This is a genomic window from Rossellomorea marisflavi, from assembly GCF_022170785.1.
In the GTDB taxonomy this organism is placed as follows: domain Bacteria; phylum Bacillota; class Bacilli; order Bacillales; family Bacillaceae_B; genus Rossellomorea; species Rossellomorea marisflavi_B.
Map to the genome: position 1 here is coordinate 1,473,799 of NZ_CP081870.1, position 20,238 is coordinate 1,494,036.

Annotated in this window: 22 protein-coding genes; 13 read left to right on the top strand and 9 right to left on the bottom strand. The window is 47.9% G+C overall.

Annotation, left to right across the window (positions count from 1 at the left end; translation table 11 throughout):
* Positions 1 to 110 precede the first annotated feature (110 nt).
* From K6T23_RS07870 to fumC, 4 genes are all read left to right on the top strand, one after another.
* Positions 111 to 917, top strand: a complete 807-nt coding sequence (locus tag K6T23_RS07870; protein WP_079515746.1) for an amino acid ABC transporter substrate-binding protein — start codon at positions 111 to 113, stop codon at positions 915 to 917.
* Positions 898 to 1,596 (top strand): amino acid ABC transporter permease, encoded by a 699-nt coding sequence (locus tag K6T23_RS07875; protein ID WP_053427637.1) that lies wholly within the window; start codon positions 898 to 900, stop codon positions 1,594 to 1,596. The genes K6T23_RS07870 and K6T23_RS07875 overlap by 20 nt, the downstream gene beginning before the upstream one ends.
* Before the next feature lie 23 nt (positions 1,597 to 1,619).
* Positions 1,620 to 2,354: an amino acid ABC transporter ATP-binding protein gene (locus tag K6T23_RS07880; RefSeq protein ID WP_148985474.1), complete on the top strand. Its 735-nt coding sequence runs from the start codon at positions 1,620 to 1,622 to the stop codon at positions 2,352 to 2,354.
* Between the two features lie 144 nt (positions 2,355 to 2,498).
* Positions 2,499 to 3,872 (top strand): class II fumarate hydratase, encoded by a 1,374-nt coding sequence (gene fumC, locus K6T23_RS07885; protein WP_238284399.1) that lies wholly within the window; start codon positions 2,499 to 2,501, stop codon positions 3,870 to 3,872.
* A gap of 32 nt (positions 3,873 to 3,904) precedes the next feature.
* On the opposite strand, the gene K6T23_RS07890 is transcribed toward fumC, so the two are convergent.
* Entirely contained in the window at positions 3,905 to 4,114 is a 210-nt protein-coding gene (locus tag K6T23_RS07890) for an alpha/beta-type small acid-soluble spore protein (RefSeq protein WP_142130215.1), read from the bottom strand.
* Between the two features lie 340 nt (positions 4,115 to 4,454).
* Between K6T23_RS07890 and K6T23_RS07895 the strand changes: the two genes are divergently transcribed.
* The gene (locus tag K6T23_RS07895; RefSeq protein ID WP_156184475.1) at positions 4,455 to 4,634 is read left to right on the top strand and encodes a hypothetical protein; all 180 of its coding nucleotides are present in this window, start codon (positions 4,455 to 4,457) and stop codon (positions 4,632 to 4,634) included.
* A 44-nt stretch (positions 4,635 to 4,678) separates the two neighbouring features.
* On the opposite strand, the gene K6T23_RS07900 is transcribed toward K6T23_RS07895, so the two are convergent.
* Positions 4,679 to 5,776: an ABC transporter ATP-binding protein gene (locus K6T23_RS07900; RefSeq protein ID WP_079515749.1), complete on the bottom strand. Its 1,098-nt coding sequence runs from the start codon at positions 5,774 to 5,776 to the stop codon at positions 4,679 to 4,681.
* 94 nt (positions 5,777 to 5,870) lie between these two features.
* Positions 5,871 to 6,788 carry a PucR family transcriptional regulator gene (locus K6T23_RS07905; RefSeq protein ID WP_238284110.1) on the bottom strand — a complete coding sequence of 306 codons (918 nt, stop codon included), beginning with the start codon at positions 6,786 to 6,788 and terminating at the stop codon, positions 5,871 to 5,873.
* 136 nt (positions 6,789 to 6,924) lie between these two features.
* Here K6T23_RS07905 and K6T23_RS07910 point away from each other — a divergent pair, with 136 nt between their 5' ends.
* Positions 6,925 to 7,185 carry a metal-sensitive transcriptional regulator gene (locus K6T23_RS07910; protein WP_053427843.1) on the top strand — a complete coding sequence of 87 codons (261 nt, stop codon included), beginning with the start codon at positions 6,925 to 6,927 and terminating at the stop codon, positions 7,183 to 7,185.
* A 42-nt stretch (positions 7,186 to 7,227) separates the two neighbouring features.
* Here K6T23_RS07910 and K6T23_RS07915 read toward each other — a convergent pair whose 3' ends face one another.
* Together K6T23_RS07915 and K6T23_RS07920 are read right to left on the bottom strand one after the other, a co-directional pair.
* A complete protein-coding gene (locus tag K6T23_RS07915) occupies positions 7,228 to 7,410 on the bottom strand; it encodes a hypothetical protein (RefSeq protein ID WP_056538083.1) in 183 nt (60 codons plus the stop codon).
* A 49-nt stretch (positions 7,411 to 7,459) separates the two neighbouring features.
* The gene (locus tag K6T23_RS07920; protein WP_079515751.1) at positions 7,460 to 7,654 is read right to left on the bottom strand and encodes a DUF5342 family protein; all 195 of its coding nucleotides are present in this window, start codon (positions 7,652 to 7,654) and stop codon (positions 7,460 to 7,462) included.
* Between the two features lie 169 nt (positions 7,655 to 7,823).
* Here K6T23_RS07920 and K6T23_RS07925 point away from each other — a divergent pair, with 169 nt between their 5' ends.
* Complete coding sequence (locus tag K6T23_RS07925) at positions 7,824 to 8,222, top strand: ferritin-like domain-containing protein (RefSeq protein ID WP_238284111.1); 399 nt, start codon at positions 7,824 to 7,826, stop codon at positions 8,220 to 8,222.
* On the opposite strand, the gene K6T23_RS07930 is transcribed toward K6T23_RS07925, so the two are convergent.
* The 4 genes from K6T23_RS07930 to K6T23_RS07945 are packed head-to-tail and all read right to left on the bottom strand — an operon-like array spanning position 8,207 to position 13,051.
* Positions 8,207 to 9,400: a YheC/YheD family endospore coat-associated protein gene (locus K6T23_RS07930; protein WP_238284112.1), complete on the bottom strand. Its 1,194-nt coding sequence runs from the start codon at positions 9,398 to 9,400 to the stop codon at positions 8,207 to 8,209. The two genes, K6T23_RS07925 and K6T23_RS07930, sit on opposite strands and share 16 nt — an antisense overlap.
* Positions 9,397 to 10,752 (bottom strand): YheC/YheD family endospore coat-associated protein, encoded by a 1,356-nt coding sequence (locus K6T23_RS07935; RefSeq protein WP_238284113.1) that lies wholly within the window; start codon positions 10,750 to 10,752, stop codon positions 9,397 to 9,399. The genes K6T23_RS07930 and K6T23_RS07935 overlap by 4 nt, the downstream gene beginning before the upstream one ends.
* Positions 10,752 to 11,825: a YheC/YheD family protein gene (locus K6T23_RS07940; RefSeq protein ID WP_187443102.1), complete on the bottom strand. Its 1,074-nt coding sequence runs from the start codon at positions 11,823 to 11,825 to the stop codon at positions 10,752 to 10,754. Before K6T23_RS07940 ends, K6T23_RS07935 begins: the two co-directional genes overlap by 1 nt.
* Positions 11,822 to 13,051, bottom strand: coding sequence for a YheC/YheD family endospore coat-associated protein (locus tag K6T23_RS07945; RefSeq protein WP_238284114.1), 1,230 nt, complete (start codon positions 13,049 to 13,051; stop codon positions 11,822 to 11,824). The genes K6T23_RS07940 and K6T23_RS07945 overlap by 4 nt, the downstream gene beginning before the upstream one ends.
* 201 nt (positions 13,052 to 13,252) lie before the next feature.
* Between K6T23_RS07945 and K6T23_RS07950 the strand changes: the two genes are divergently transcribed.
* From K6T23_RS07950 to K6T23_RS07975, 6 genes are all read left to right on the top strand, one after another.
* On the top strand, positions 13,253 to 14,389 hold the full coding sequence (locus K6T23_RS07950) for a DUF445 domain-containing protein (RefSeq protein WP_238284115.1): 1,137 nt from the start codon (positions 13,253 to 13,255) through the stop codon (positions 14,387 to 14,389).
* 89 nt (positions 14,390 to 14,478) lie between these two features.
* Positions 14,479 to 14,832 carry a YlbF/YmcA family competence regulator gene (locus K6T23_RS07955; RefSeq protein ID WP_053427625.1) on the top strand — a complete coding sequence of 118 codons (354 nt, stop codon included), beginning with the start codon at positions 14,479 to 14,481 and terminating at the stop codon, positions 14,830 to 14,832.
* 142 nt (positions 14,833 to 14,974) lie between these two features.
* Entirely contained in the window at positions 14,975 to 15,847 is an 873-nt protein-coding gene (locus K6T23_RS07960; RefSeq protein ID WP_238284116.1) for a Cof-type HAD-IIB family hydrolase, read from the top strand.
* Positions 15,848 to 15,966: 119 nt separating this feature from the next.
* The gene (locus K6T23_RS07965; protein ID WP_238284117.1) at positions 15,967 to 17,454 is read left to right on the top strand and encodes a coproporphyrinogen III oxidase; all 1,488 of its coding nucleotides are present in this window, start codon (positions 15,967 to 15,969) and stop codon (positions 17,452 to 17,454) included.
* A gap of 360 nt (positions 17,455 to 17,814) precedes the next feature.
* Positions 17,815 to 19,431, top strand: a complete 1,617-nt coding sequence (locus K6T23_RS07970) for a long-chain fatty acid--CoA ligase (protein WP_238284118.1) — start codon at positions 17,815 to 17,817, stop codon at positions 19,429 to 19,431.
* A 2-nt stretch (positions 19,432 to 19,433) separates the two neighbouring features.
* On the top strand, positions 19,434 to 20,228 hold the full coding sequence (locus tag K6T23_RS07975; RefSeq protein WP_159643234.1) for an enoyl-CoA hydratase: 795 nt from the start codon (positions 19,434 to 19,436) through the stop codon (positions 20,226 to 20,228).
* Positions 20,229 to 20,238 lie beyond the last annotated feature (10 nt).

Consider the following 20,238-nt stretch of genomic DNA (forward strand, 5'->3'; position numbering starts at 1 on the left):
TACTAAGAAGGGACGAATGCCTGAAACATTTCCGTTGACTTTTCAGTCATAGCGTTTTATGATGACATTCGTACAGAAGTAAATCCGATAAGATTAGTGGGGGTTATCATATGAAAAAATGGAGAATTTCCATCGTTCTGATTGCCGTGCTCAGCCTAGTGCTGACAGCGTGCTCGAGTGGTGATTCGAAGAGCGGTTCAGACGAAGAAGCGCTTTATAACAAAGTGAAGGAAGATGGGAAAATCCTCATCGGGACAGAGGGTACATATCCACCGTTCACCTTCCATGATGATTCAGGCAAGCTGACAGGCTTCGACGTCGAACTTGCACGTGAAGTGGCAAAACGCCTCGGAGTAAAAGCAGAATTCCAGGAAACACAATGGGATGCCATGTTTGAAGGTCTTAACAGTAAACGGTTCGATATGATTGCAAACCAAGTGGGGATCAGGGAAGATCGCCAAAAGAAATATGACTTCTCAACTCCGTATATCGAGTCAAGTGCTGTAGTGGTTGCCAAAAAAGACAACAAGAACGTAAAGTCATTTGAAGATATCAAAGGGTTGAAATCGGCTCAGTCCCTTACAAGCAACTATCGTGACATTGCCGAGAAAAATGGTGCAGAAATTCAAGGTGTCGAAGGTCTTTCCCAATCGATCGAGTTGATCGAGCAGGGACGGGTGGATGTAACAGTGAATGACAAAATTTCTGTTCTTGACTACTTGAATAAGAAGAAAGGCGCCAATGTGAAAATTGTTGCTGAAGCGGCAGAAGCAAGCGAGAGTGCCTTCATGTTCCGCAAAGGCGACGACAAATTGGTGAAAGAAGTAAATAAAGCGTTAGAGGATATGAAAGAGGACGGAACATACAAGAAAATCTCTGAGAAATGGTTCGGAGAAGATGTATCTCCTAAGCACTAGCATTTACCAGGATCCTCAGGCAATGATTGATATACTACAAAGCTCCCTGCTTCCTTTGATCAAGGGAGCTTTGTATTATTCCATCCCTCTGACGCTCATATCATTTGCCGTGGGTATGATTCTGGCCATCTTGACTGCATTAGCGAGACTTTCAAAGTACAAAGTGCTCCAAATCATCGCAAGGGTCTATGTATCTGCAATCCGGGGTACACCTCTATTGGTGCAATTATTCATTATTTTTTATGGCCTGCCGAATCTTGGAATCAGATTTCCTGCCTTCTTGGCAGCAGTCATCGCCTTCTCCTTGAATAAGGGGGCATATTCATCTGAAATCATCCGTGCTGCCATCCAATCAATACCGAAGGGTCAATGGGAAGCAGGTTCGTCCATCGGTATGACCTATGGTCAGACGTTATGGCGCATCATCCTCCCCCAAGCAGCTAGAGTTTCGATTCCACCGCTTGCCAACTCATTCATTTCACTTGTGAAGGATACATCTCTTGCGTCGCTCATCCTCGTGACTGAGATGTTCAGAATCGCACAGCAGATTGCAGCCACGAACTATGAATTCCTGCTGATTTATATGGAAGCGGCACTCCTATACTGGGTATTGTGCTTCATCCTATCCGTCATACAGGGCCGCATCGAGAATCGACTCGATCGATATATAGCGAAATAATTGTTAGAAAAAGGAGATTTATCATGATTTCCATAAAAGGATTAACCAAACGATTCGATGATCTTGAAGTGCTTAAAGGCATGAGCGCCGAGATTAAAAAGGGTGAAGTCGTCGTACTTGTAGGCCCATCGGGGTCAGGGAAGACGACATTCCTTCGCTGCCTCAATGCCCTTGAGATACCGAATGAAGGAGTTGTCTCCATCGGGGGAACGACCATCGACTTCAAAGGTCGCGTGGCCAAAAACGAACTCCTTGAAATGAGAAGAAGGACCGGTATGGTCTTTCAAAGCTATAACCTTTTCCCTCATAAAACCGCCTTGGAAAACGTCATGGAAGGTCCGGTGGTCGTTCAAGGGAAAAGCCGAGAGGAAGCAAAAGCACAGGCTGTAAAACTGCTTGAGAAGGTAGGCTTGGGAGATAAGGTCGACTTCTATCCTTATCAACTTTCAGGCGGTCAACAGCAAAGGGTCGGGATTGCAAGGGCTCTCGCAATCGAACCAGAGGTCATGCTTTTCGATGAACCGACCTCAGCGCTTGATCCGGAGCTTGTAGCCGACGTTCTTGCCGTCATGAAGGAGCTTGCCGAAGAGGGTATGACCATGGTGGTCGTCACGCATGAAATGAGATTTGCCAAAGATGTGGCTGACCGCGTCATCTTCATGGATGGTGGCCATATCCTTGAAGAAGGCCCTCCTGAGCAGGTACTTGACAATCCGAAGAATGAACGGACGCGTCAGTTCTTGAATCTTATACATTGATACTCATCCGCTCTCTGTCCATTATGGACAGGGAGCGTTTTTTTGTGCAGATGGGAACGAATATTCATCAACCTTGTCCATAATAGGTTAGTTCGTTGAAATTAGTGGAAATATGAATATATGACCAGAAAAGGAGGAATCATGATGGATTACAGGATCGAGAAGGATACCATCGGGGAAATGAAAGTACCCGCAGATAAATACTGGGGGGCTCAGACCCAACGGAGCAAGGAGAACTTCCCCATCGGAGGGGAGAAGATGCCCCTTGAAGTTACATATGCTTTCGCCCATCTGAAAAAAGCCGCAGCGAGGGCGAATCATGCATTGGGAAAACTATCGGTCACCAAGGCGGATGCCATTGCAAGGGCGTGTGAAGACATCCTTTCGGGGGATCTCGATGATCACTTCCCCCTTGTGGTCTGGCAGACTGGAAGCGGCACCCAGTCGAATATGAATGTCAATGAAGTGGTGGCATACAGGGCGAATGAAACCCTGGCAGGGGAAGAGAGGGTTCATCCCAATGATGATGTCAACATGTCACAGAGCTCCAATGATACGTTCCCGACGGCCATGCATGTTGCTGCATTAATGGAACTGGATAAATGTCTCCTTCCATCCCTGGATCAATTGATTGCAACGCTTAGGGAAAAAGAAGAGAGGTTCCAGGATATCATCAAGATCGGGCGGACCCATCTCCAGGATGCGACTCCCTTGACCCTGGGACAGGAGATCAGCGGCTGGAGGGCCATGATGGAGAAATCCAAGGCGATGATCCTGGAGTCATCACGTCATCTGTTGCCCCTCGCAATCGGGGGGACCGCCGTTGGAACGGGCATCAATGCAGACCCGACATTCGGAAGCCGGGTCGCACAGGAGCTGGAATCACAAACGGGGTATGCCTTTCAGTCATCGGACAATAAATTCCATGCGCTCACTTCTCATGATGAGCTCGTCTTCGTCCACGGTGCATTGAAAGCACTCGCTGCAGATCTCATGAAAGTGGCCAATGATGTCCGATGGCTTTCAAGCGGTCCCAGAAGCGGGATAGGAGAATTGACCATCCCTGCAAATGAGCCGGGAAGCTCCATCATGCCTGGCAAGGTGAATCCTACTCAGAGTGAAGCAGTCACCATGGTAGCAACACAAGTTTTCGGGAATGATGCAGCTATCGGTTTTGCAGCTAGCCAGGGAAACTTTGAATTGAATGTATTCAAGCCGGTCATCATCTATAATGCACTGCAGTCCATCCGCCTTTTGGGAGATGGGATCCAATCATTCAATGACCGCTGCATCGAAGGATTGGAGGCGAATCTCGATGTGATTGAAGGGTTTGTATCCCGTTCCCTGATGCTTGTGACCGCCCTCAACCCTCATATTGGATATGAGAAGGCGGCAGAAATCGCCAAAAAGGCCCACCAAGAAGGATGGACCTTGAAAGAATCTGCTCTGAAAAGCGGATATGTGACGGAAGAACAGTATGATGAATGGATCAATCCTGAAGACATGGTGAACAAATAAAAAAACCCCCGGAAATACCGGGGGACTGTGCATTATTTGTAGCTTCCGCCAAGTTGTTGTTCAGCCATTTGAACAAGGCGTTTCGTGATTTCTCCACCTACAGAACCGTTAGCGCGTGCAGTAGTGTCTGCTCCTAATTGTACGCCGAATTCTGAAGCGATTTCGTACTTCATTTGGTCGATTGCTTGCTGAGCTCCAGGAGCAACCAGTTGGTTAGATGAGTTGTTACGAGATTGTGCCATGTTGTTCATCTCCTTAAAGTATAAGAATTTTATTGGCTGGGTCAGCTGGGTTTGCACCAGCTCGCATTCCATGAGCGACCATCTGGTATGGTTTAACCCAATGAAGTAATTCATCCCGTTACTTGTATTATGGATCAATCTGCATTTTCTATACGGAAAATAAAAAAAGAAATCTTTTCCTTTTAAACTCCCTTTAATTTCTCCTCATAAAAGCATGCTTTTGTTTGAAGGCTAACAGTATACGAAGATTGAAAGTATGGTGAACCACATGAAAGCTTGTGCTTTATGCAATGGAATCGTCTCCTATAAGGGAATGTGTGCAAAATGCGGTGATACAACGGTGGATCAAGGCAGATACCATGACTACTATGATGAGTACAGCCCTTATATGGACATTCAGGAGATTCAGCTTGCCGACGGGATTCCGAACAGCAGCTGTACGGATACATGCCTGCATCTTTTCACTTGTAAGAGATGTGGGGAGGAAGAAGGAAGAAGCATTGACATGGTGGAGTTTTGACCATTGAAAAAGGAGTCCCGGATAATAGGGACTCCTTTTTGTTTTTATCGAATGCGTTCTTCAGATTCTGCATCGAAGAAATGCGCTTTATTCATATCCAGTGCCATGGTGATCGTTTCCCCAGCTTGGATATCTGTGCGTGAATCCACCCTTGCGACAAAATCCTGTCCTTCGAGCTGGGAGTACAGCATCGTTTCTGCACCGGTCAGCTCTGATACTTCAATCTTGACTGATATCTTTGCACCCTCTGCAGTATCGATGAAAAGGGGCTCATCATGGATATCTTCAGGACGGACACCCAGGGTGATGGACTTTCCTACTTGACCCTGTTCCCGGAGGACTTTCATTTTCCCTTCCGGAACGAGGACCTTTGTCTTCCCGCATACGAAGTAGTTTTCTTCCAGTTTTCCTTGGAAGAAGTTCATGGCCGGTGAGCCGATGAAGCCGCCTACGAATACATTCTCAGGCTTATCATACACTTCTTTAGGTGAGCCGACCTGCTGAATGACTCCATCTTTCATGACGACGATCCGGGTCGCCATGGTCATGGCCTCCGTCTGATCATGCGTCACATAAATGGTTGTCGTTTGAAGACGCTGATGGAGCTTGGCGATTTCTGCACGCATCTGTACACGCAGTTTAGCGTCAAGGTTGGATAGAGGTTCATCCATGAGGAAGACCTTGGCATCTCGGACAATGGCCCGACCCAATGCGACACGCTGGCGCTGACCACCGGACAATGCCTTCGGCTTACGATCAAGAAGGGCTTCAAGGCCGAGGATCTTAGCAGCTTCCTGGACGCGTCGGTCGATTTCCTTCTTGTCGAACTTCCTTAGTTTAAGGCCGAACGCCATATTATCATATACGCTCATATGAGGGTAGAGAGCATAGTTCTGGAACACCATGGCGATATCACGATCCTTTGGTGCAACGTCATTCACCCGTTTTCCGTCGATGGAGAAATCTCCTTGAGAAATCTCTTCCAGTCCGGCAATCATGCGAAGGGTCGTCGACTTTCCGCAACCTGATGGTCCGACGAAGACGATGAACTCCTTATCCTTGATATGTAGATTGAAGTCGGTGACCGCTGTCACCTTTTTATCATAGATCTTATAGATACTGTCCAGTTTCAATTCAGCCATTTTCAATCTCCCCTTTTCTTTTGTAATCGTTTTCAACTTATTATTCATTGTAGGGGAATTAAGGGGGGATCGATATGGTCAATGTGCACAAAATTCACTCTTCTTCCTTGTTCACCTTGTCATGGAGATGATCCAGGCAGGCAAGATAGGCAAGGATTGCACCCTGAAAGCTTCGTATATCGATACCTGTCTTGTCGATAAAACGTTCGATACGGTACTGAACCGAATTGCGGTGCATGAAAAGCTTCTTCGCGGTCTGGCTTACATTGGCCTGATTTTCAAGGAATACCTTGATGATCTGTGTCCAATCAGGATCTTCTTCCAGTATGGTGATCACATGTCCGAGGAGATGTGTTTTCCACTCAGGTGGCATACAGTGGAGCAGGAAGGATGGCAGTAGTGATTCAACCGAGTGAATGACAGAATGACTAAGCGATGCAGGCATGGTGAACAATTCCCGCTCGAAGGAAAAAGCTTCAGGGAAGGTGGGGCCAAGCGTATGGAACTGTCCCGTGAAGAACAAGGTCGAGACGAAAAAATCCGACTCAATCACATGGGAGATCGTGAACAGCTGCTCATGATCTAGCACTTCGTTGCTTTTTCGTTCAATGAACAGACCTGTCCCGTCACTGAACAAGACCGACTGGACTCCTTCCGGGAGCAGATGGTGAAAGGCTTCCTTCATCATAGAGTGCTCGATTTCACCGTTCATGGAGAATTGGATGATCCTGTATTCATCCTGGGAGATACGAGGTTGATGTCCACCTTCATAGAGGAAAGAAAACCATTCCCGGGCTTCAAATGAGCCGTTGAGTAGGGTAACGGGGGAACCGACTTCGATGAACAAACATTTCAGTAGCTCCACTTCTTCTTCGGTAATTTTATTTCGATCGATTCCAATGAACGTGTCTTCTTCTTCATTTGTAAACCAGGCCTTCCCGAAATCGAGTGTACCCGGTCGGGAGGACCTGACAGCTGCTTCAGGATACTTTTTGAGTAGGGATGTCAGCATGGGGAATGTACCGTCCTTTATTCAGTATATTCCCATTGTACTGAATAAAAAGGACGATGCAAAGAGTCGTGAATTGCAAATATTGTTTGATTGGAATACTATTGTAAGAGGAATTTATCGTGATGAGGTGTACACAATGGAATATACAAAAGAAGTCACAAATCGAATGAAACGCTTGGAAGGCCAAGTACGCGGTGTATTGAAGATGATGGATGATGGGAAGGATTGCAAAGAAGTCGTCACTCAGCTTTCCGCCGTCAGGACTGCCGTGGACCGCACGATCGGACTTGTTGTCGCGAAGAATCTTGAAGCATGCATCAAGGATTCAGAAGAGAAAGGCATGAATACGGAAGAGGCCATTCAGGAGGCAGTCAACCTTTTGGTGAGAAGCCGCTGATTATCAATGAAAGCTGCCGTTTGAAAAAACGGCAGCTTTTTTTTATGGCCTTGGAGGTTCCTCATGGCTGGGCATATCGATCGCCTCTTCAATGTTTGCGATCTGATCGCGCAGGTGAACAGATCCCCCGGACATCCCTTCATTGATGAAACGGTCCACGTCCACAAATGCTTTATCGCGTCCTTCATTCGTGCTATCCGGAAGAAATTCATGTTTCTTATCCATTAGATCGCCTCCTATGGATAGTGTTCAAAAAACGGATGAGAATTATGCATCATTCATAGACGTGGAAAAGCATGAGATCGTGGATCTGTTTGGCACATTTCTCATCGAGAGCAGGCTTGCAGTCGATCCGGCCGTCTTTATGGTAGGTCCCTTCATGCTTGACGCCGCCGTAGAAAAATGAAATATACCAGCCCGGTAACTCTTTGTTTTCATACATGCTCCTGTATTGAAAATGTTGAATCATGCAGCATCACTCCTTAATGATAGTGTAAACGGTTTCTATCGCACTGAAAAGAGTGAAATGGAAAGGAGAGCCTGTCCGTCCCATTGATCTCGTCATCCTATTCACCCGACTCATAAATCCACCTGAGTCTTAATACACTTTATGGAATGGACAAAGGAGGTACGGAGGCATGAATGAATTTATCCGGGATATACAAAAAGCCATAAGCGACGAATGGACAGCCTATCATTTCTATAAAGAATTGCAGAGTCGAACGAATAATCCATTATTTGTGGAGTTCATCAGCTCAGCCCGACAAGATGAGAAAAAGCATTATGATCTATTTCAGTATCTGCATCATCTGCTTACAGGAGAATATTATGAACATAAAAAAGAAAAGGTCGAGTTCACAACCTTTAAAGAAGGGATTCTGCGTGCACTGAAGGACGAGCTGGACTGTGCTTCATACTATCGGGATCTTCTGATGGATATACCGAATCAGCAGGCTTATAAACCGCTCTTTATAGCCATGACTGATGAGACGGCACACTCGACCCGTTTCCAAACGATTTATCAGTCCTTGCGCTGAGGACGGGAGGAGGCAAGGGAGAAAAATGTATCCACAAGCTTCTTGCGTCGGGAGGTTTCAATATCTAGTTCATCGAATATCATCGGCTTGGAGTTGATTTCAAATAAAACGAAGCCTTCCTCTTTCCTTGGAGCGATATCAGCGGAAAACTCCCCAATGAACCCGAGTGATTCGGTGAGCGTTTCCCCGCAGATCTTCATGATGGAATCGAGCACCAGCTTTGTGTCCTCTTTGGCAACATCGTCAAGGGAAATGATCGTTCCCCCTGAGGGGACGTGGGTGGTCACTTCCTGTCGGTGCGACATCCGCACCCCGATTCCCGTCACACTGAATCCATCCTCCGAGGAGAGGACAAGCACTCTGTAGTCATATCGGTGTCCGTTCAGTGACCGACACTGAATGGCCTCCTGGACGATCCAGTCTTTTTCTTCGAACCATTCGGGGTACGCATGCGCCAATCGCTCAGCAGAGGAGAAGTGCTCGATTTTTTTGATACTGCGGCAAATCACCTTCCCATCTTCATGGACCTCGACCTTGCGGATGCCTTTACCTTTGGATGAAAGGGAATGTTTGATATAGATCTGTTTATGTTCTGTCAAAAATTCCTTCAGATGGACGGAATCCTGGATTTGTTCGGTAGCGGGAAGATGGGGACGTAGTTCTTCCCTTTCCCGGAGGATCTGATAAATCTCCCATTTGTTGAAAAAGTGGGGATTGAAGAAAGGAATCTTATGATCTTTACTCCACGAGGTTACATTCAGAAACGCTTCATTTTGTTCGCCCGCCGGAGTGGGAATTCGGTTATAAATGACGTTTGGAAGGGGAAAGTGGCAGGTCACCCATCTGTCCAGCGCATCACTAAAGGCAATGCCGGAAACCGTGTTGCACTCGATATCTCCGGGTGAAAAAACAAAACACATGGCCCCAGCAGCCTGGATGATTTCCTGAAGGGTTTTAAAGAGTTCAAAATTTCCGCGGTAGCGATTCGCCCTGTCCTTATCAGCCAGGATGCCTATGAGGGGGATCACCCCGTCATTGGGAGAGCCTATGGGAAAGGCGTAGGAGTCTTCGGATTTTTTTGATTGCAAAAGAAAGGAATCCAGACCGAACGCATAGGTGGATATACTCCTTTCGTCATGGCAGAAGATTCTTCTCCTTCGATCATATAGGATTCTCATGGCACCAATTCCTCGATGGTTTTGCGAGAGAGGAATACACCAAAGGAGAGGGCAAGCTTTCTTGTGAGGACATCTTCGGCTTTCAGGGAGGGATGGGTGAAGATCGAGCGGCCGGGTTTTGAATTGGCTTCGAACATCCAGATCCGTCCACTCTCGTCGACTCCGAGGTCGAATCCGATTTCTCCCACATAGCCCTCCATATTTGCTTCGATGGAATGCGACAGTCGAATGGCTGCATCCTTGAGCCGGGTTTCTATCACATGCCTTTCATCTTCCGCAAAGAGCTCGCTCAGTACCTTCACTTCCCCTCCGGATTTTGCGTGGGTGGTCACACTTCCGGAACCTGCGACTTTGGCTGCGATGGCCGATACGTGCCACCGTCCTTCATCATCTTTATTCGTATGGACCCTGAAGTCCAGCGGGCGATGGTCATCTTCAATCAGATTGATTCCCTGTTGGATGATGAAGGAATCGAGTTTCCGACCCTTCATGACCGATTGAACAAGGGATTCAAGGTTCTTAAACCGGAGTAGGCGAACCTGCTGGTCGCCGTCCTTGAATCTGCAAAAATATCCATCCTTCCCCCGGTCATACGTGATTTTATGAATTCCGTTCCCGAGACTTCCATTTGCAGGCTTCACGTACACATGCCGGTATGTTGCAAGCATCCGCTCAAGATCACTGATGGATTGGAACTGATGGGTTTCCGGGAGGAAGGCTGCGGCTTCTTCAACCCCTGCCAATCTCTCGAAAAGATCAAGTTTGTTGAAAAAGCCGGGATTATACCACGGAATTCCGTATTCTCCTTGAAGTCGCTCCTTTAGTGAAAGGAAGGAACGTTTTTTTTCGCTCCTGCGGTTGGGGAGGCGGTCGTAGATGACGGTTGGGAACGGGATGAAGTGCCGCTCCCATTGATCGCCAAAGTGAAAAAGGGCATGGATGAGTCCGTCCTCCCACTGGATGTCATGTTCCCCGAACACAAACGGTATGACTCCGAGCGTACCCTGTACAGCAAGCAACCGCTGGAACATGCGCGAGCGTTCCCCGACGGGGTTCATCTTGAACTGCGTGAATCCGGCCGTGAATATGCCGATCAATGCGCCAAGGTAAAGCTCCTCCTCCACCTGATGAAGGTGGAGGCTCCCCACTCCGCGAGGGAGATGCAGGGCATCGGCAAGGGGGGAGCTGATGCCGATGACATTTCGTCCATTGGGGTGTGTCCTGCATTCTGCTTCGACCTTCCTTGTCCCGAGAGTGATGCTTCCCGGTATTGAATCCCTATTGAAAGAAACAGGAAGGTAGAGGAGGAGACGCTCTTCTTGAAAAACTTCAACTTTAAAAGGTTTCAACATCAGTGATCACTCCTCGTGGGTGCAGACTGTGATGATAGATTCATGCAGTGGTCTAAGGGGATGCGGGATAGCTCAGAAGAATCGAGCCCGCCGGTCTGCATGAGTTTATGTCCAGGTTTTGAGTTGATATCGAGCAGCCAAATGGAATGATCAGCACCAATCGTGATATCGATTCCCAGTTCCAGCAACGGTGAAAATCGTTCTTCCAATTCCAGGGGCAGAATGGACAGGATTTCTTTCAGTTCTTCTTCCATGACTGCCCAAGGTGGGCCGGGATGCGCTGCTTTCCACTCATCATAGGGAACATACTCGGCGCCGGAGGATACGTTGGTCAAAATGCCTTCAGGATGTCCGTATCGGAAGGCGCGATGATATTCCTGCCAGTTTCCACTTGGATCTTTCGCCATGTGGATCCGTAGATCATAAGGTCGATCTTGAACTTGATTCTCCAGGCGTCTTTGGATCAGAAAGGTATGTTTCTTCATTAAACGGAGGGTGAATCGCTTGAATTCATCCCGGTTGTGAAATGTATGGGAAAGGATTCCATCCTTTTTCGTCGTTCTGACGATAATTGAAGGACCGTTAGTACGAAGGTGATAGATGCCGAATCCATGGGCTCCGTCCACAGGCTTGATGATGGCTTCTTCTTCGCGATTCAGGAAGGCGGTAAGGTCCTCGACCTCCTTTAGAAGACGTGTGCCGGGGAGATAGGGTGCAAGAGGACCCTTCCGAAGCTCCTCATAGAGGATCCATTTGTTCGGCAAACCGTAGCCAAGGAATGTAACGTGGGGCTGTTGCTTCAACCATTGGACCACCGCCTTTGCCTGCTGTTGCTTTCCTGCTTGATAATAGGTGCGGTCATATAAGTATTCCGGGATCCGAAAGGCATCTTCCTTCCATACCCCGGATTCCCGGCAGTACGTATAGCCCTCAATTCCTTCCGTGAAAGGAGAGAGGTCCTCCGGAGAAAACAAGTGCAGGCAAATCGGATAAGACAAGGATTCCTTGCCTATCCCTGAATAAAGCGGATTGGCAGGGTCGGGGTTCAACGTCAGGATGCCAAGATGATTCATTTTTCTTCCTCCTCTTCTTTCCATATGGAAAGACTATGTTGATACAATCCACGAACCGAGGGTCTTACCGCTTCAGAATGCTGGCTGGAGAGTTTACTTGGTTTGGAGTTTACTTCGATGATCCATGGTTTACCATCAGCATCGATGCCGAGGTCGATGCCAAACTCGGAAAAATGGCCGTCGAGCACCTCGGAAAGATACACAGCTGTACTCAGGCTGATAGCCTTCATATTCTCGTAAATGCCTTTAGAAAGAGGCAGGATGTCGTTCAGGATGGTACGTGGTTTCGCCGTTTGTCCCCCACGATCGACATTCGATACGAATTCGCCGTCTCCGGCAACCCTCGCAACCGATGAGAGGACCGTCCACTCCTGACCGATGCGGTGGCATAGGATACGGAAGTCCAAGGGCCGACCTTTGTACAGACAGAAAGGGATCGTCTCCTGGATGAGATAGGTGGAATTCCTGCACCACGCACGAACTTTTTTCTCCAGTGAGCGGTAGTCCTTGAACGTCTGGTGGCTGTCTCCCGGAAATGAATTCTGTCTTACTTCCCATCCGTCCCCTGAGGTCACCCTGATGATGTTCCTTCCCTTGCTGCCATGGATGTTCTTGATGAACACATCTCCATATGTTGAGAGCATCCCTTCCAACTCATCAACACCAGTGGCAGAAGGAGGGATATGATCCTGGAGGAGCGGATGATGATTCAGTGCTTGATCCACTTCTGACTTAGAGAGAAACCGTGTATTGAAAATAGCGGCCCCCGCTTGTTCCAAACAGGTGACAGCGTGCTTGAATGGGCCTGTGGTCTCAAGTCGCCTGGAAGGAATGCGATTATATAAGACGCTTGGGGAAGGAACGGAACAACCCTCCCAATCACCTTCTGAATAGAGTAGCCCGGTCCCGTCCTTTTGGAGAAAAGATGAAACAGGAAGCAAATAAAGCAAGCCTCCATTTTGACGGAAGAAGCGTTGGCATTCATGGGCATAGTCACTGAGTGATTCTGCCGTTTTGTTGATGAGGATTGCTGTGATCGGTCCAATCCCGATCCCGGCACGGAGCCGATCGACGTGTATATGAAAGACCCGGTCATGTAAGGCATGCGACCAGGGCAAGAAAGAGGTCAGAATCAGGTCATCCGTCGGGGAAGGAAAGCATTCCACCAAGGTGGAAGTCGTACCAACTGTAAGCGTGATCCCATCTTCGAGCATCCAGTCCTCCAAAAGAGTGTGAGGGATGTATATATGAGGTTCCGTCCTTTTTTCGCAAATAATGCGGCATTTCATCCATATCACCCATTCCTCGTTTGCATAACACGTCAAAATGCCCCTATAATGACTTATTGGGCTATTGCTGATATAGCATACTATGTAGGCAGTCACAAAAGGTTCAAATGAACAGGAAAAGGCAGGTGCATATATGAAATGAATGCGTTCATCCTCATTCTTTTCATGGTGGCAGTGGGTGCCCTGATCGGTGGAGTCACGAACCATCTGGCCATCAAGATGCTCTTCAGACCGTATCGGGCTTATTATATCGGGAAATTCCGTATTCCTTTTACTCCAGGTCTCATTCCGAGGAGAAGGGACGAACTGGCCGTATCAATGGGGAAAACCGTAGTGGACCACCTTCTCACTCCGGATAGCCTTCAAAAAAAGATTCTCAATCCGGCTTTTAAGGGAGAAGCGGTCAAGTATTTGAAAGCTGAACTCACCCCGATCTTCCAATCAGAGAAACCGATTGGTGAATGGATCGAAGAGTTCAATATTCCTGTAAATACCATGATGATCCATGATTACCTTGATAAGTGGATTGAAACGAAAGTGATCGAAACAAGGCTAAGCTATGCGGACCGTTCCTTAGGGGAGGCCATGCCTCTTGAATGGAAGGAGAAAGCAGAAGAGAAGATTCCTGCGATTGTGGCGATGATCGCAGGGAAGGCCGAGGACTATTTTACAAGTCCCGAAGGAAAATCAAAGGTAAAGGTGATGATCGATGACTTCCTGAAAGAGAGGGGGAGGCTCGGGAATATGATCGGGATGTTCCTGGGGAATACGTCGGTTGCCGATAAAGTACAGCCAGAGATCGTCAAGTTCATCAAACATCCCGGTACCCAGGAAATCCTCTTGAATCTGATAAGAAGTGAATGGGAGAAACTCCAAGAAAAAACCATTGGTGAATTGACCGTAAGCTTCTCAGATGAGGCCCTGGTCTCATCGGTTCAAAGCTATGCAAAACGGGTTCTGAAGGTGGATGAGTTCTTTTCACGCCCCCTTGGAAGTGTTCTATCCCGCCATGAAGAGACATTTTTCACCAAGCTCCTTCCTGCATGGGTGGACCAAGGTACCGATCTTCTCGGACGCAAGCTCCCAGGGGTGATGGAGAAGATGAATCTTCAAGAAATCGTTCAGGAACAGGTGTCGTCCTTCTCGGTAGGGAGGCTTGAGGAACTGGTCCTTGGCATATCCAAGCGTGAGTTCAAAATGATCACGTACCTTGGTGCCCTGTTGGGTGGGGTCATTGGAATCATCCAAGGAATCTTTGCTCTGTTGATTGGATGATGGAAAAAGGGTCATTCCTAGTATTCGGACACATAGTTTGTTATAGTGGGGATGAAGAAAGTCAGACAGATATTTTAGGAGGCTAAACCTTGGCTATCAACTTATACGATCAAGCAAATGAATTGGAGCGCGCACTCCGTCAAAGTGACGAATTCCAACAGCTGAAAAACATGTATGATGAAGTGAACAGTGACGAATCTGCCAGCAAGATGTTCGAGAACTTCCGCAACATCCAGATGCAGCTTCAACAAAAACAAATGAGCGGTGAAGAAATCACTCAAGAAGAAGTAGAGCAGGCTCAAAAAGCGGCCCAGCTCGTCCAGCAGCACGACAAAATCTCAAAACTCATGGAAGCAGAACAACGCATGAGCATGGTGATCACCGATTTGAATAAAGTCATCATGAAACCACTGGAAGAACTATACGGTTCCGTACAGCAATAATACATGAAATCCCGCCGGCAGATCCGGCGGGATTTTTCTGTGAGTGGATGCAAATTTCAGGCCTCCTTGACCTCCTTGTCATAATTGTCTATTCCTCTTCATAAATGTAAAGAAAGCAGTAGACAACACTTAGGAGGACATCATGATGATCTATAGAATGCTTGCTCTCAATATCGACGGTACGATCGTGAATCAAAGCGGAAAGATTGCAAAGGAAACGAAGGAGGCAATTGAATACGTTCAACATAAAGGGGTTCCTGTCACCCTTGTGACGAGCAGGAGCTTCAACTCGGCAAAGAAAGTGGCTAAATCTCTGAATCTCACAGGTCCCATCATCACTCATGGGGGTGCCTATATCGCCGCTGAACTCGAAAAACCACTCTATGTCAAAAAGATATCCGAGACCATCACCTATGAAATCGCCCACTTCCTTGAAGGATTCCCTTGTCAGATCCAGATGGCCCATGAAAGGCAGTCGATCATCGGGAAAACCAATTCGCCGTCCAAGGAGCTTGCCCGCTTATCGTGGCAGCGGGAATCACGTCTTCTTTACAGCAAGCAATATGTCGACTCCATCAGTGAGCACCTTGCAGCAAATCCGATGACCGTTCCGAAAATCTCCGTGGTCCTTGAGAGGAAGGAAGATGTGTGGGATATCATCGCCGCACTCACAGCCATGTACGATGAAGTAGATGCCATCCCGACTTCGGAAAATAGTCTGGATATCGTTCCGAAAGGCGTATCAAAACTTCGCGGTCTCATGTATCTAACCGAACGCTATGCGTTGAAGAAGGAGCAGGTCGTCATGGTCGGGGCGGGAGTGGATGATATGGACGCCATGAGGTGCTGCGGTCTCGGTGTCGCCATGGGAGGGGCTTCTGCAGAAGTGAGGAAGGCAGCGGACTGGGTGACGAGGAGCCAGCATGAAAAGGGGATCCCGTACTTCATCAGTGAGGTGTTCAGGAAGCAGCATCCGATTCCTTTCCTTAAGAAGATGAATATCATAAAATCTTGATTGCCAAGGCCGGTTCCAATAGGGATCGGTCTTTTTCATACCATCAACGACATTGACCATTCCCATCCCGTTCTTGTACACTTATAAATGCTTATCCAATTGTGAAAGGTGATTACAACGTGAATGTGTTAATTAAAGGCATCGAAGACGAACGATTTGAACGACCTCTTCGATTGATTGCCAATTTATTTTTTGAAGAAACCAAAATCCATTTTGGAAAGTGCGATCACCCCGATTTGGAGATCCATATACATGTATCAGACGCTGAGACAATACAGGCCAGTGCGGAAATCAAATCAGACCAGTCTCCGAAAGCGGTTTATGAAAAAGACTGGTTACCGTATGACACGGAGAAGGAGCGATTCAGACAGCTGAAGACCGCCGTTTCCCATGTGTACCTGAACGTCCTGCAGGAGATGACAGGCATCCAACAGAAATGGGGGATCCTGACGGGAATAAGACCGACGAAATTGATCCACAAACAAAATATGCTCGGGCTTCAGGCAGAAGAGATCCATCATAAGCTGAAGGAAGAGTATTTGATCACCGATGAAAAGATCGATCTTATGCAAAACATCGTGGATCGCCAGCTGTCCGTCGTTCCCGACCTGTATGACGTGAGGGATGAGGTGAGCATCTATATCGGGATCCCCTTTTGCCCGACCAAATGCGCTTACTGTACCTTCCCGGCCTACGCTATCCAGGGCAAGCAGGGCAGGGTGGATTCGTTCCTCGCTGGACTTCATTATGAAATCCGGGAAATGGGGCGGTGGATGAAGGAAAAAGGCGTGAAGATCACGACGATTTACTTCGGAGGCGGTACGCCGACTTCCATCACAGCGGAAGAGATGGATGCCTTGTATGAAGAAATGTACGACTCCTTCCCGGATGTGGACAAGGTGCGGGAAGTGACGGTGGAAGCCGGAAGACCCGATACCATCACGCCTGATAAACTAAAGGTATTGAACAAATGGAATATCGACCGGATCTCCATCAACCCACAATCCTACACTCAGGAAACGCTGAAGGCGATCGGAAGGCATCACACGGTGGAAGAGACGATTGATAAGTTCCATCTGGCCAGGGAAATGGGCATGAATAACATCAACATGGACCTCATCATCGGGCTGCCGGGCGAAGAGCTTCCTGAACTGCAGCATTCCCTTGATGAAACCGAGAAGCTGATGCCTGAATCGTTGACCGTCCACACCCTTTCGTTCAAACGTGCATCAGAGATGACGAAGAATAAGGATAAATATAAGGTGGCCGATCGTCACGAGATCGGACGGATGATGAATCTCGCCGAGGAGTGGACTTCTGCTCATGGATACGAGCCCTATTACCTGTACCGTCAGAAGAACATCCTTGGAAATCTTGAGAACGTCGGTTATGCCCTGCCGGGTCAGGATAGTATCTATAACATCATGATCATGGAAGAAGTGCAGACCATCATCGGGATCGGCTGCGGGGCGGCAAGTAAATTCATCGACCCTGAAACGGGGAAGATCACCCACTTTGCCAATCCGAAGGAACCGAATGCGTATAATCTGACATTCAAAGAGTACACAGACAAAAAAATCGACATCCTCGATGGATTGTTTTCTTGAGAGACTGAGACAAACATATTTCAGTCAGAGTAAACCCGAATTCATTTGCCTGCGATAAGGTATATGAATTCGGTTTTTTTTATTTGTTTTACGAACTGTATACTCCGATGTATCCAGCGGTTCATGTGCAGTATAAAGAAGCTGCGGGGACGTGTCTGTCATGAAAGGATCCCTTTTTTGCTTTGTTCCACCCCCTTTGGTTTTTAGAGAATTGTCGAAATCATGGGGGAGAAAGAGGATTCGGATCAAGGAAATCGAATAAGTAAGAAGGATGGTTTTGTAAGCGATTACTTCGTCGTGACGATCCCGCATGCGCTTCATCTGTACCAGTCCATATAAAGACAAAGGGGAGATACGTTTATGATGCAGACGCCTTTACTTCTAACAGCGATGATGGAACGAGCAGAAAAGTTTTATCCCAAAAAGCACATCGTTTCAAGGACCGAATCGGGCATTCACCGCTTCACCTATAAAGAATGGGGAAAAAGGACGAGGAGACTCGGCAGCGTCCTGAAGAACCTAGGGGTCAAGGAAGGAGATAAGGTGGGGACCCTTGCGTGGAATCATCACCGTCACCTTGAAGGGTATTTTGCAATCCCGTGCATGGGCGCAGTGCTTCACACCATCAACATCAGGCTGTCCCCTCAGCATATCGTGTATATCATCAATCATGCAAAAGACACTGTTCTTCTTGTGGATTCCGATCTTCTACCACTGGTGGAAAAAATCAGGGATCAGATCCCTCATGTCGAGTCCATCATTGTCATGACGGACGGCGAAATGCCTGATTCGACCATTGAAGATCTGCATCATTATGAAGAGCTACTCGAGAAAGGTGATCCGACATTCTCTTTCAGGCATGATCTCGACGAAAACGCGCCTGCCGGTATGTGCTATACTTCTGCGACAACAGGGAATCCGAAAGGGGTCGTATACTCGCACCGGGGCATTGTCCTCCATGCCATGGCCCTCGGACTTGCCGATACAACCGGGATCATGGAGAGGGATGTGGCTCTGCCTGTCGTACCGATGTTCCATGTGAATGCATGGGGTCTCCCGTTCGCAGCCGTATGGTTCGGAACAACGCAAGTGTTGCCGGGCCCCTACTTCACCCCTGGGCTCCTCGCCCAACTGATGGAAAAAGAAAAGGTTACCGTTGCTGCCGGTGTACCCACCATATGGCTGGGACTCTTGAGAGAACTCGAAGAGAACCGATATGATCTATCTTCCGTCCGCTACCTCCTTTGCGGCGGCTCCGCAGCGCCGAGGGGAATGATCAAGACCTTTGAAGAAAAACACGGAATTCCATTCATGCATGCCTACGGGATGACTGAGACCAGCCCCCTCGCCGTCGTGGCATCGATGAAGAGTCAGCATGACGAGTTATCGAATGAAGAGCGGTATGATGTCAAAGCCAAACAAGGAATCCTTGTCCCGGGACTGGAGATGAAGATTCTCGGGAAAGACGGGGAAGTGGAGTGGAACGGCCGGGAGATGGGAGAACTTGCCCTCAGGGGGCCATGGATTGCATCCGAGTATTACGAGGATGATCGGACAGAGGATGCTTTCAGGGATGGCTGGCTCCACACTGGAGATGTGGTGACGATCGATGAAGAAGGGTATATCAAGATCGTGGATCGGACGAAGGATCTGATCAAATCAGGAGGAGAATGGATTTCATCTGTTGACCTGGAAAATGCCCTGATGTCTCATGAAGATGTCTTTGAAGCTGCAGTTGTTGCAGTACCTCATGAGGAGTGGCAGGAACGTCCTGTCGCATGTGTCGTCTTGAAAGATACCGAGAAGCGGACGGTCACAGAGGAAGAAATCATCGACTTCCTGCGTCCACAGTTCGCGAAGTGGTGGTTGCCAGACAAAGTGATCTTCATGAAGGAAATTCCGAAGACATCGGTGGGGAAATTCCTGAAGATGGCCCTGAGAGATGAAATTCATAATAAAATAAGCCAGGAGGAGTAATCATGAGCGTACAAAAACAAGGTGAATTAGTGAAGGTTCAAATAGAAGGAAAAGTGGCGAGAGTCGTCTTGAACCGGCCGGAGTCGTTGAATGCCCTCGACCTCGATTTGATGAGCGGGCTATTGTCTGCACTGAAGGAAATCAGGAGGGACCCAGATTTGGCGATTGTCGTACTGACCGGGGAAGGAAAAGGTTTTTCATCGGGAGGAGACATCAAATCCATGCTCTCCCTTGGGAATGAAGGCGATTTTTCCGAAGTGATGGATGTGATCAATGAGCTTGCAATGACTCTCTACACCCTTCCGAAGATCGTCGTGGCGGGTATCCACGGTGCAGCCGCGGGTCTCGGGTTCAGCTTGGCGTTGACGGCCGATTATATCCTTTGCGAGGAAGACAGCAAGCTTGCCATGAATTTCATCGGGATTGGACTCATCCCCGATGGTGGCAGCCACTTCCTCCTTCAAGAGAGGCTCGGCACCCATAAGGCGAAAAGGATGATCTGGAATGGAAAAGTGATGCTCGGGCAAGAGGCCCTCATGAAAGGACTGGTAGACGAAGCACTTCCATCGGGGAAACTGGCAGAAGGACTGGAACGATATATCGAACAGTGTCTTCAATCCCCAGTGAAGGCACTCTTGAAAACAAAGGAAATTTATACCGAGTTGAATAAAGAGAGGCTTCAGGAAGCATTGCTCAAAGAAAAAGATGGTCAATGGCTCATGAGACAAACATCAGATCACCAAGAAGGAATCAAGGCATTCATTGAAAAGAGAAGGCCGTCATTCAAAGGGGAATAACGGAAAAGAG